The sequence below is a fragment of the Phenylobacterium sp. CCH9-H3 genome, from assembly GCF_001557235.1.
Taxonomy (GTDB): Bacteria; Pseudomonadota; Alphaproteobacteria; order Caulobacterales; family Caulobacteraceae; genus Phenylobacterium.
Genome location: NZ_LSJI01000185.1, coordinates 1 through 11,318, shown reverse-complemented (window position 1 = coordinate 11,318; position 11,318 = coordinate 1). Strand labels below are relative to the sequence as shown.

14 protein-coding genes are annotated in these 11,318 nt (G+C 70.0%); 12 read left to right on the top strand and 2 right to left on the bottom strand.

From position 1 onward, the window contains the following. The 9 genes from AX721_RS17065 to AX721_RS17025 form a co-directional block, all read left to right on the top strand. On the top strand, positions 1-1,276 hold a 1,276-nt coding region (locus AX721_RS17065), incomplete at its 5' end, for a chemotaxis protein CheA (protein WP_197422619.1). A gap of 2 nt (positions 1,277-1,278) precedes the next feature. Next, positions 1,279-1,758: a chemotaxis protein CheW gene (locus AX721_RS17060; protein WP_068877191.1), complete on the top strand. Its 480-nt coding sequence runs from the start codon at positions 1,279-1,281 to the stop codon at positions 1,756-1,758. A gap of 41 nt (positions 1,759-1,799) precedes the next feature. Next, complete coding sequence (locus AX721_RS17055) at positions 1,800-2,642, top strand: protein-glutamate O-methyltransferase CheR (protein WP_231733299.1); 843 nt, start codon at positions 1,800-1,802, stop codon at positions 2,640-2,642. Then, positions 2,639-3,658: a chemotaxis response regulator protein-glutamate methylesterase gene (locus AX721_RS17050; RefSeq protein WP_068877189.1), complete on the top strand. Its 1,020-nt coding sequence runs from the start codon at positions 2,639-2,641 to the stop codon at positions 3,656-3,658. The genes AX721_RS17055 and AX721_RS17050 overlap by 4 nt, the downstream gene beginning before the upstream one ends. 1 nt (position 3,659) lies before the next feature. Beyond that, positions 3,660-4,049: a response regulator gene (locus AX721_RS17045; protein WP_068877188.1), complete on the top strand. Its 390-nt coding sequence runs from the start codon at positions 3,660-3,662 to the stop codon at positions 4,047-4,049. Between the two features lie 8 nt (positions 4,050-4,057). Then, the gene (locus AX721_RS17040; protein ID WP_068877192.1) at positions 4,058-4,609 is read left to right on the top strand and encodes a chemotaxis protein CheD; all 552 of its coding nucleotides are present in this window, start codon (positions 4,058-4,060) and stop codon (positions 4,607-4,609) included. Beyond that, complete coding sequence (locus AX721_RS17035; protein ID WP_068877187.1) at positions 4,609-4,968, top strand: hypothetical protein; 360 nt, start codon at positions 4,609-4,611, stop codon at positions 4,966-4,968. The genes AX721_RS17040 and AX721_RS17035 overlap by 1 nt, the downstream gene beginning before the upstream one ends. A gap of 4 nt (positions 4,969-4,972) precedes the next feature. Then, positions 4,973-5,572 (top strand): response regulator, encoded by a 600-nt coding sequence (locus AX721_RS17030; protein ID WP_068877186.1) that lies wholly within the window; start codon positions 4,973-4,975, stop codon positions 5,570-5,572. Next, positions 5,572-6,045 carry a hypothetical protein gene (locus AX721_RS17025; RefSeq protein ID WP_068877185.1) on the top strand — a complete coding sequence of 158 codons (474 nt, stop codon included), beginning with the start codon at positions 5,572-5,574 and terminating at the stop codon, positions 6,043-6,045. The genes AX721_RS17030 and AX721_RS17025 overlap by 1 nt, the downstream gene beginning before the upstream one ends. Before the next feature lie 109 nt (positions 6,046-6,154). Here AX721_RS17025 and AX721_RS17020 read toward each other — a convergent pair whose 3' ends face one another. Next, on the bottom strand, positions 6,155-6,493 hold the full coding sequence (locus tag AX721_RS17020) for a hypothetical protein (RefSeq protein WP_068877184.1): 339 nt from the start codon (positions 6,491-6,493) through the stop codon (positions 6,155-6,157). Positions 6,494-6,643: 150 nt separating this feature from the next. On the opposite strand from AX721_RS17020, the gene AX721_RS17015 reads away from it, so the two are divergent. From AX721_RS17015 to AX721_RS17005, 3 genes are all read left to right on the top strand, one after another. Beyond that, the gene (locus tag AX721_RS17015; protein WP_068877183.1) at positions 6,644-7,204 is read left to right on the top strand and encodes a MarR family winged helix-turn-helix transcriptional regulator; all 561 of its coding nucleotides are present in this window, start codon (positions 6,644-6,646) and stop codon (positions 7,202-7,204) included. Between the two features lie 308 nt (positions 7,205-7,512). Continuing rightward, positions 7,513-9,750: an ATP-binding protein gene (locus AX721_RS17010; RefSeq protein WP_068877182.1), complete on the top strand. Its 2,238-nt coding sequence runs from the start codon at positions 7,513-7,515 to the stop codon at positions 9,748-9,750. A 99-nt stretch (positions 9,751-9,849) separates the two neighbouring features. After that, positions 9,850-10,881, top strand: a complete 1,032-nt coding sequence (locus AX721_RS17005) for an AraC family transcriptional regulator (RefSeq protein WP_068877181.1) — start codon at positions 9,850-9,852, stop codon at positions 10,879-10,881. A 13-nt stretch (positions 10,882-10,894) separates the two neighbouring features. On the opposite strand, the gene AX721_RS17000 is transcribed toward AX721_RS17005, so the two are convergent. Continuing rightward, a partial coding sequence (locus AX721_RS17000; protein ID WP_197422618.1) for a response regulator transcription factor occupies positions 10,895-11,318 on the bottom strand: 424 nt, incomplete at its 5' end.

Genomic DNA, 11,318 nt, shown 5'->3' with positions numbered 1-11,318 from the left:
GTCCAGGTCGACGCGGATCGTCGCGCCGGCCGCGGCCAACGAGACGGCCGCCGAGGGCCAGGCCGCCGGCGGCCCGCGCAAGACCGAGGCCGGCGCGACGATCCGCGTCGACCTGGACCGCGTGGACCGGCTCATCGACCTGGTCGGCGAACTGGTGATCAATCAGGCCGTGCTGGCCCAGCGGGTGATGGAGGCGGGCCTGGCCCGCGCCAGCGCTGTGGCCATGGGCCTGGACGAGCTGGAGCAGCTGACCCGCGAGATCCAGGACAGCGTCATGGCCATCCGGGCCCAGCCCGTGAAGTCGGTGTTCCAGCGGATGCCGCGCCTGGTGCGCGAAGTGGCCGCCATGACCGGCAAGCCGGTGCGCCTCGTCACCGAGGGCGAAGGCACCGAGGTCGACAAGACCGTGATCGAGCGCCTGGCCGACCCGCTGACGCACATGATCCGCAACGCCATCGACCACGGGCTGGAAAACCCAGAGAAGCGCGCCGCGGCGGGCAAGCCGGCCGAGGGCGTCGTGAAGCTTTCGGCGGCCCACCGCTCGGGCCGGATCGTGATCGAGGTCTCGGACGACGGCGGCGGCATCAACCGCGAGCGCGTCAAGGGCATCGCCATCGAGAAGGGCCTGATCTCGGCCGAGGCCACGCTGTCGGACGAGGAGATCGACAACCTGATCTTCATGCCCGGCTTCTCGACGGCCGCCGAGGTGAGCGACATCTCGGGCCGCGGCGTCGGCATGGACGTGGTCCGCCGTTCGATCCAGGCCCTGGGCGGCCGGATCACCATCTCGTCCAAGCCCGGCAAGGGCTCGACCTTCACCATGAGCCTGCCGCTGACCCTGGCCGTCCTCGACGGCATGGTGGTCTCGGTCCAGAACCAGACGCTGGTGGCGCCGATCACCGCCATCGTCGAGACGCTGCAGCCCAAGGCCGAGGACGTCCACAGCCTGGGCGGCCACGCCCGCGTGATCTCGATCCGCGGCGGCTTCGTGCCCCTGATCGACGTGGGCATGGCCCTCGGCTACCGCAACGAGCCGCTGCCGGCGACCCAGGGCGTGGCCCTGCTGATCGAAGGCGAAGGCGGCGCGCGCGCGGCCCTGCTGTGCGACGCCATCCAGGGCCAGCGCCAGGTGGTCATCAAGTCCCTCGAGGCCAACTACCGCCAGGTGCCCGGCGTCGCCGCGGCCACCATCCTGGGCGACGGCCGCGTGGCCCTCATTCTCGATATCGACACCATCGTCACCGTTTCCCGCGGCGACATGCGCAAGGCAGGCTGAACATGAACCAGATCATCAGTCAGAACGGCCAGAACCACGCCGGCGGCATGAAGGAACTGATCTCCTTCCGCATCGGCGCCCAGGAGTTCTGCGTGGACATCATGGCCATCCGCGAGATCCGCGGCTGGACCGCGGCCACGGCCCTTCCCCAATCGCCGTCCTTCGTGAAGGGCGTCATCAACCTGCGCGGCGCGGTGCTGCCGATCGTGGACCTGGCCTCGCGCCTGGGCTTCGAGAGCACCGAGGCCAGCGACCGGAACGTCATCATCGTCGCCCAGATCGGCGAGCAGGTCGTGGGCCTGCTGGTCGACGCGGTGAGCGACATCCTGACGGTCACCGACGACGTCATCCAGCCGACCCCGGACGTCGCGTCCGAGACGGCCAAGTCGTTCATTCGCGGCCTGATCGCCATGGACGGCCGCATGATCAGCCTGATCGGCCTCGACCGCGTCCTGCCCGACATGGAGCTGGAAGCCGCCTGATGAGTGCGAGTGCGCCGACATCCACGCGCCCGGGCGCAAACATGGTCGATGGCGAGTTCGCCTTCACCGACGCCGATTTCCGCAAGATCTCGGCGATGGTGCATGGCGACGCCGGCATCCACCTGCCCGACGCCAAGGCGACGCTGGTCTATTCGCGGCTGGCGAAGCGCCTGCGCGCGCTGGGCCTGACGAGCTTCAAGGACTACTGCGCACTGGTGGCCGGCGCCGACGGCGTCGACGAGCGCCAGAAGATGCTGGCCGCCCTGACCACCAACGTCACCCGCTTCTTCCGCGAGCCGCACCACTTCGACCACCTGAAGGAGCGCGTGCTCCCGCCCCTGCTGGACGCGGCGCGTCGCGGCGGCAAGGTTCGCATCTGGTCGGCCGCCTGCTCGAGCGGCCAGGAACCGTTCTCGATCGCCATGACGATCCTGTCGCTGATGCCCGAGGCGGCCGATCGCGACGTGAAGATCCTGGCCACGGACATCGACCCCAACATGGTCGCCGAAGGCCGCGGCGGGGCCTATGCGCCGCACCTGCTGGAAGGCATTCCGGACGGCTATCGCAAGCGCTGGACGTCACCCATGGCCGACGGCCGGGTGAAGATGTCCGACGACCTGCGCGAGCTGATCACCTTCAACGAGCTGAACCTGATCGGCGACTGGCCGATGAAGGGTCAGTTCGACGCCATCTTCTGCCGCAACGTGGCGATCTACTTCGAGGACGACACCCAGGCCCGCCTGTGGAGCCGCTTCGCGCCCCTGAACAAGGTGGGAGGCGCCCTCTACATCGGCCACTCCGAGCGGATCCAGGGTCCGGCGGTCGCCGCCTACAAGCCCGACGGCGTGACCACCTACCGCCGCATCGAGGAGTCGGCCCGATGACCCGCGTCCTCGTCGTCGACGATTCGAGCACCATGCGCCGGCTGATCTCGGCCGCGCTGTCGGCCGATCCGGACCTGGAGGTCGTGGGCGAAGCCGGCGATCCTCTGCAGGCCCGCGATGCGATCAAGGCCCTGAACCCCGACGTGATCACCCTGGACGTCGAGATGCCGAACATGAACGGCATCGACTTCCTGGAACGGATCATGCGCCTGCGCCCGATGCCCGTGGTGATGGTCTCCACCCTCACCAGCCGCGGCGCCGAGGCGACGCTGGCGGCGCTGGAACTGGGCGCCGTGGACTGCGTGGAAAAGCCGGGCGGGGCCGACCCGATCGGCTTCAGCCGCCTGGCCGAGAAGGTGAAGATCGCCGCCCGGGCGCGGGTCCGCTCCCGGGTCGCGCGCACCGAGCCGGCCCCGGTCGACCTCTTCACCCCGTCCGAAAAGGTCGTGGCCATCGGCTCGTCCACCGGCGGGGTCGAGGCTCTGCTCAACATCATCGAGCGCCTGCCGGCCAATTGCGCGCCCACGGTGATCGCCCAGCACATGCCTGCGAGCTTCACCAAGAGCTTCGCCGAACGCCTGAACCGCGCCTCCGCCGCCACGGTGACGGAAGCGCGCGACGGCGACCCGCTGGTTCCGGGCCGCGTCTATGTGGCGCCGGGCGGCGACTTCCACCTTGAGGTCGAGGGCGCCCGGCACCTGCGCTGCCGCGTCGCCCACGGCGATCCGGTGAGCGGCCACTGCCCCTCGGTGGACGTTCTCTTCTCATCCGTCGCCCGGGCCGCCAAGGAGCACGCCGTCGGCGTGATCCTGACCGGCATGGGCCGGGACGGCGCCAAGGGTCTCCTCGCCATGCGGGAGGCCGGCGCCAAGACGTTGGGCCAGGACGAGGCGACCTGCGTCGTCTACGGCATGCCCCGCGCAGCCTACGAACTGGGCGCGGTCGAGCGCCAGCTCCCCCTGGAGAAGCTCGGCCCCGCCATCCGCAACCTCACGAACAAAGAAGTGGAACGCTGAGATGCCGGCGCCCTCCTCAATTCCCTGCCTCGTCGTCGACGACCAGCAGACCATGCGCTCCCTTGTGCGCACGGGCCTGCAACAGCTGGGCTTCCGGACCATCCACGAAGCCGCGGATGGCGAGGACGGCCTGCGCCACATGCTGTCGCGGCCGGTGCAGCTCGTGATCTCCGACTACAACATGCCGAAGCTTGACGGCCTCGGCCTGTTGCGGGCGATCCGGTCGCACCCGCCGATCCAGAAGACGGCCTTCATCATGCTCACCGGCCGGGCCGACAAGGAGCTGGTGCAGCGGGCGGTGCAGTTCGGGGTCAACAACTACCTCGTGAAGCCGTTCACCGTCGGCACCCTGAAGGAAAAGATCGAAGCGATCTTCGGCGTCCTCGCGTGACCGTGGGCCTGGCCGGACAAAGCCACGCCTACGACGCGGAACCCCGCAAGATCCACGTGATCCAGGGCCAATTCCACGTCGCCGAAGGCGATGACGTGGTGCTCACCACGATCCTCGGATCGTGCGTGGCGGCCTGCATCCGCGATCCTGTGACCGGGATCGGCGGGATGAACCATTTCCTGCTGCCCGGCGAGGCCGGGGACGAGGGGCTCCGCTACGGGGTCCAGTCGATGGAACTGCTGCTCAACGACCTGCTCCGCAAGGGGTGCCGGCGCGACCGTCTGGAAGTGAAGCTGTTCGGCGGCGCGCACCTGTTCGACGGCCTGTCGGACGTGGGCGGCCAGAACTCGGAGTTCGCCGAGCGGTTCGTGCGGGACGAGGGTCTGCGCCACGTGGGCGGATCGCTCCGGGGCGACCGCGCCCGCCGCATCCAGTACTGGCCCGGCACCGGCCGTGCGCGGCAGATCCTGCTGGCGCCCACCGAGGCCAAGGTCTTCGTCGCCGAGCGCCGCCAGCCCGTGGCGCCGGTCCAGGATTCCGGCGCGCTGGAGCTGTTCTGATGAGCCAGCCCGCCGCCGCGCGGTCTCTTTCGGAGTCCCTGGACCTGGTCGCCCGGGAGGTCACGGACCTGGTCGCCGTCGGCGATCAGCTCCAGGACCTGATCTCGCGCCTCGTCCTGACGGCGGGCCAGTCCGATCCGGCGGCGATGATCGAGGCCCAGGCCGCCGACCTCCTCAGCCAGCGCCTGTCGGGCCTGGCCTCGTTCGTCCGCGCCCTGGCCGACGCCGCGCCGGGCGACGTGGCCGCCGACATCGACGACGCCCTACGCGTCCTGACCCTCACAGAGCAGGCGCGCCGCCTGTCCGATCCCTCCCACGCTCCGGCGGAAACCGGAGATCCGATGACCTTCTGGGACTGAGGGCATGAGCCAGGCCTACGGAAAGACCGAACGCGTCAACCTCTCCACCGCAGAGGTCTTGCTGGCGTGCGGGGACCTGCAGGGCCTGACCATCATGGCCGAGATGTTCGCCGGTTTCGGTGTCCACTCGCCCCGGAAGTGCCAGACCATGGCCGACTGCAAGGCCGTGGTGAAGGAGCGGATCATCAACCTGATGGTCGTCGACAGCGCCCTGAACGACGCCGAAGGCTACGAATTCATCAGCTGGCTGCGCCGCGCCGAACTGGATCCCAACAGCTTCGCGCCCGTGATCCTGGTGACCGGCCACACCCGCCCCTCGCAGGTGTTCCGCGGCCGCGACGCCGGCGCCAGCTTCGTGGTCGCCAAGCCCGCCGTCCCGACGGTCATGATGCAGCGCATCGTCTGGCTGATGCACGACCAGCGCAAGTTCGTGAATTCCCCCGGCTATTGCGGGCCCGATCGCCGCGTCAAGGCGCTGGGCCCTCCCGTCGGCATGAAGGGCCGCCGCCACGACGATCTGTCGGCGGAGGTCGGCATGGCCAAGACCCCCAACCTCGACCAGGACGAGATCGACGCCCTGTTCAACCCGAAAGCTGTCGCGTAATGACCGGTCCTTCCCGCATCTTCGCCGTCGAGAACAAGCTGGGCCAGATCGCCCGCGAGCCTGGCGGCCGCCGCCCGGAGGACGCCATCCGGGCCGCCGAAGGCCGGGTCGAGTCGGTGCGCGGCTCGTCCGCCAAGGTCCTCATCGAGAAGGCCGAGCAACTGACCGCGCTGGCCGCCAAGGGCCGCGAGGGCGACACCTCGGTGCTCGACGCGATCTACGACACCAGCAACGCGACCTTCGGCATCGCCGGAACCTTCGGGCTCGGGGCCCTGGCCGAGGCGGCATTCAGCCTCTGCGACCTGGCCGACTGGTTCCGCAGCGGCGAGCCCATGAACTGGCCGGCGATCGACGTGCACGTGGACGGCATCCGCCTGCTGGCCAACCTGGGCGACAAGGCCGGCGCGGCAGGCGCCGATTCGATCCTGGACGGCCTGCGTCGCGTGCGGGCCCGCGTCGCGCCCGCCGCCTGAAACGCCTGCGCCCGGACGACCGCGCCGGGGTCGCGCATGCGCCTACGCGCCGGCCCGCGTCAGGCGGTGGCGGGCAAGGCGGAAGATTATCGGAAGCGTCGAGTTCGGCTCAGGCCGTCTGGAGACCCGCGATGTCGGGCAGTGCGTCCGCGGCGGCGACCAGGGCCATTTCCAGCGCGCCCATCATCTCAAGGGCGCCGGCGTCGTCCTGAAGCCGGTCGCGCGCGTCCTCGATCAGCTCGACGGTCCGGTGCGGGGCCCCACTGCCCCGGGCGAGGCCCAGTTCGTCGGACAGCGCGCGCTCGGCCACGCCGGCCAGGGTCGGCGACAACGACGCCAGGGTCTGCAGGATCGCGCGGTTGAGGGCCAGGCACGCCAGGACCTCGGCGCTCGCGGGCTCGAGCTCGCGGCCGGCATCCTCGTCGACGAAAGCGGTGATGTGGCTCAAGGGGGGAGGTCCTCAGCTCTGCTAAGGTGAAGCCTAAGCAGGCGACAGTTAATGGCGCAATAACACTGTGCATTTGCACATATTGCAATCGCATACAAATCAGCGGCGAATGAGCCCCGAGGACGCCCTGCGGCGCCTGGAGCCGGTTTCATGCCCACGCCTCGCCCTGCCGATCCGTCCGTTGATTTCACGGGTGAATTCCCGCTCGGGCCAGCGGAGTACCTGTTCTATCTGCTGTTCCAGGCGGCCCGGCAGCGCGACCTGTTCTTCGGTCGGACGGCGGGCGCCTCCGGCCTGACACTGCAGCACTGGCGCACCCTTGCGGTAATTCGCCGCATCCAAAACTGCTCGATGAAGGATCTCGCCCTCTATGCCGCCGTCGACCGCACCACGCTGACCCGTGTCGTCGACCACCTGGTGGCGCAGGGACTGGTGGAGCGCTGGTCTCCGGCGCGCGACCGGCGGCAGGTGCAGGTGGCGCTCAGCGCGGCGGGCGAGACCGCCTTCGACGGCGCCGTCGCCAGCCTGCTGGAGAGCAACCGCGCCATGCTGGCGGGCGTCGACGAGGCCTCCGCCCGCGAGGCGGCGCGCGTGCTGCAACAGATCATCCGCAACATGATGGAAGATCCGCTGGCCGCGGAGCGGCTCCTCGCCTACGGCCGCCCCCCGCAGTCACGCGCTGACGCCGAATCTCGACGAAATGACAGGTAGAACTCCCGACCGGCATGGCGGTCCGGATACTCAAAGTCTGGAAAATGTAATCAGGATTCCCATCCTGAGGCCGAATTCCCAAGCGCACCAACAAGGGCAGCGTTGCGAATATTCCGAAGGACTATGGTTTCTTCGCGGTAAAGGCGCCTCTTGATTTTATGTCGACGGACAATTCCCACTTTTAACCGTGAATTAGTGGCCGGAGGGCAAGTTCCCACTTCAGGACGGTAACGGGACTGCAGAATGCGCCCTCTCCCCACGGCCGGCCGCTCGGCAGCGGTCGTCACCGGATGATCGGACTCCCGCCCATGCGCGAAGCGCGGGACGACGAGGGCGCGCGTTTCTCGCGGGTCCTGCGGGTCCGCGCCAAGGCGCGCCGGGCCAGGATTTTCGAGGCGGCGGTCATCGCCGTCCTGGTATGGCTGGGCACCCAGAATCCCTTCGTCGCACCCTGGTTCGCGGTCACGGTCATTGCCGGCGCTCTCGAGGGGATCCTGGCGCGCCGGGCCTTGGCGGCGCCCACCGCGGCGGGTCCCCGCGCCCTTGCGGCCCTCGCGATGGCCTTCAGCGCGGCCACCTACTCCGCCATCGCCGCGGTGCTGGTGGCGCCGGGGTCCGACGCCGTGGCGCTGGCCGGCGCGGCCGTGCTGCTCTGCGCCGTCGCCCTCAGCAACGCCATCCGTTCGTCGGGCTCGCGGCTGGCGGTCGCCAGCCTTGTGACGCCGCCGGCGGCGCTGCTGGTCCTGACGCCCGTCTATGCGGCGTTCGGCGGCGGCCACTTCCACCTCGGCGACACCGTGCTGCTGGCCCTCGGCGGCCTGGCCTTCACCGCCTTCGTGCTGCGGATGTCCGGTTCCATGGCCCGCGAGCGCGATGCCCTCCAGCGGCTGGGCGCCGAGGCCGAGGCCGGCAACCACCGCTGGCGCATGGTCTTCGACAACAGCCCGACGGCCCTGGTGTGCTTCGACGCCACCGCCTTCCACACGCGCCTGCAGGCGCACCTGCGGCCGGACGCGGGGTTGGGGACGATCGCCAGGAGCCTCTACGCCAGCATGGACGCCGTGGCCGAGGATTCCGCTGTGATCGAAGCCAACGCGGCGGCCCGGGCCCTGCTCAGCCGCCACGGCGGCATGGGCCACTTCGGCCCGGGCTTCCTGGAGGCGCTCTGCGCCGGCCTCGACAAGATCGACGCGAGCGGCGCGATCCCGGCGTTCGAGGCCGAGTTGCTGGTGACCGAGGGCGAGTCGCGGATGGTGCGGGCGCACTTCCGGTTCACCTCAGGCCTGGGCGCGCCCTGGAGCCTGTGCCTCGCCACCTATGTGGACGTCACCGAGGCCCACCGCGTGGCCCGCGCCCAGGACGAGGCGCGCCAGGCCGCCGAGGAAGCCAACCGCGCCAAGAGCGACTTCCTCACGGTGATGAGCCATGAGATCCGCACGCCGCTGAACGGCGTGCTGGGGATGGCCCAGGCCATGGACCTGGACCCGCTGCCCGCCCTCCAGCGCGACCGCCTGCGGGTCATCCGGGAAAGCGGTTCGGCGCTCATGGACCTCCTGGACGACCTGCTGGACATCTCGCGCATCGAAGCCGGGCGGCTGCTGCTGGACAACGAGGACTTCGACATGCGCGCCGTCGCCGAGGCGGCGCATACGGCCTTCGTGGCCGAGGCTCGCGCCAAGTCCCTCAAGTTCACCCTTGGGATCGACGCGGCCGCCGAAGGCCTGTGGCGGGGCGATGCGGCGCGCGTGCGCCAGATCCTGTCCAATCTCATCTCCAACGCCGTGAAGTTCACCCACGCGGGCGCGGTGACTGTCCAGATCCTCCGCAGCGCGGCCGGCCTGCGGTTCGAGGTGGCGGACACCGGCATCGGCATCGCGCCCGACCGGGTCACCCGACTCTTCGAGAAATTCGTGCAGGCGGACGGTTCCGCCACCCGCGCCTACGGCGGCGCGGGCCTGGGCCTGGCGATCTGCCAGGAACTGTGCCGGGCGATGGGCGGCGCCATCACGGTCGGCAGCGCGCCGGGCCACGGCAGCACCTTCGCCGTGGAACTCCCGCTCCGCCAGGTGGAGCGTCCGGCGCCCGAGCCGATGCCGCTGGACCTGCCGCGGGCGCTGTCCGAAGGCACGATGCGGGTGCTGGCGGCCGAGGATAATCCGGTGAACCAGATGGTCCTGAAGGCGATCCTGGCGCAGTTCGGCCTGGAGCCGACCATCGTCGAAAACGGGGCCGAAGCGGTGCGGGCCTGGGAGTCGGCGCACTGGGACATCATCCTGATGGACGTGCAGATGCCGATGATGGATGGCCCCACGGCGACCATGACCATCCGCGCCCGCGAGGCGGTGCTGGGCCGCGTGCGCACGCCGATCCTGGCGGTGACGGCCAACACCATGGCCCACCAGCTCGCGAGCTACCGCGCCGCCGGGATGGACGACGTGGTGCCCAAGCCGCTCAACGTCACCGAGCTATTCACGGCGATCGCCGCCGCCGTCGCGCCGCCCGCGGCCGCCGACGCCCGGGACGAAGGCCGCCAGGCTGCCGGCTAGACCCCGCGGGGGCGGCGGTCAGCGGCCCCTCCCACGTTCCTTCTTGATTTGCCCGGGCAACGGGTTGTTCATGACAGGGTCCATTCGGGGGGAGTGGTCATGCCACAGCTCGGCCGGTCCGCCGGCCTGACCGGATTCCTGGAGTTCACCCGCGAGCTGGGCCTCGACGCCCATGCGCTGGCCGCCGCCGTCGGGCTGCCCCGGGAGGTGCTGACCGACCCCGACTTGCGGGTCTCGGTCGAGCTCATGTGCCGGATGCTGGAAATGGCCGCCGAACAGTCCGGCGCCGAGGACTTCGCCCTACGCCTCGCCGAGCGGCGGCGCGGCTCCCACATGGGCGCGGTGGGGCTGGTGATCCGCGAGCAGCCCGATCTGCGCCGCGCCCTGGCCGCCTATGCCCGGTACCAGTGGCTGCAGAACGACGCCTATTCCCTGGCGCTGGAGGAGTTCGGCGACCAGGCCGTCCTGCGCATCCATGGCCCGCCCTGGCAGCAGAGGCAGGCCCAGGATCTGGCGGTGACCACGGCCGTGCGGCTGCTGAAATCCGTCGTGGGGGAGGGCTGGAAACCCCTGGAAGTGCGATTCACGCACGCCGCGCCCGCGCGGATGGAGTCCTATCGCCGGTTGCTGGGCGTGACGCCGCTGTTCGACCAGGACGGCATGGCGGTGGTCATGCGCCGTTCCGACCTGGACGTCGCCCTCCCCGCGGCCGATCCCGAGATGGCCCGGGATCTGGCGCGATATCTCGACAGAATGGGGGCGGATCGCCGGACCCGGTTGCGCGACAAGGTCGCGGACCTGATCGTGGCGCTGCTGCCCGACGGGGTCTGTTCGGTCGAACGCGTGGCCCAGCAGCTGGGCATGGATCGCCGCACGCTTCACCGGCGGCTGTCCGCCGAGGGGACCACCTTCTCGGACATCCTGGACGCCACGCGCCGGGAGATGGCCGCCTCGCTCCTGGTCAACAGCGATCGGCCGCTGCAGGGGGTCGCCGACATCCTGGGCTTCTCCAGCCTCTCGGCCTTCGCCCACTGGTTCCGGCGCAAGTTCGCCCAGTCGGCCAGCGCCTATCGCAGCCTTCACGCCGCCGCGCCGCATCGTCCGACCGAGACCCTCGTCCCGGCGGAATGATCCGGCCCCGGCCTCAGGCCGCGGTCGCCTCCTGGACCGCGCCCGCCTCGCGCAGCACGTAGCCGCCGCCCCAGACCGTCTCGATGACATGGCGGCCGTCGGTGACCGGGGCGAGCTTCTTGCGCAGCTTGCAGATGAAGACGTCGACGATCTTGGCGCCCGGCTCGTCCATGCCGCCGTAGAGGCTGGACAGGAAGATGTCCTTGGTGATCGCCTTGCCCTTGCGCAGGGCCATGAGTTCCAGCGTCTGGTACTCGCGGCCCGTAAGGTGGACGCGCTGGTCGTTCACGTGGACCACCTTGGCGTCCAGGTCGATGACCATGTCGCCGACCGTGATCAGCGACTGGGCATGCCCCTTGGACCTGCGGATCACCGCCCGCAGGCGGGCGACCAGCTCGTCCTTGTGGAACGGCTTGGTCATGTAATCGTCGGCGCCG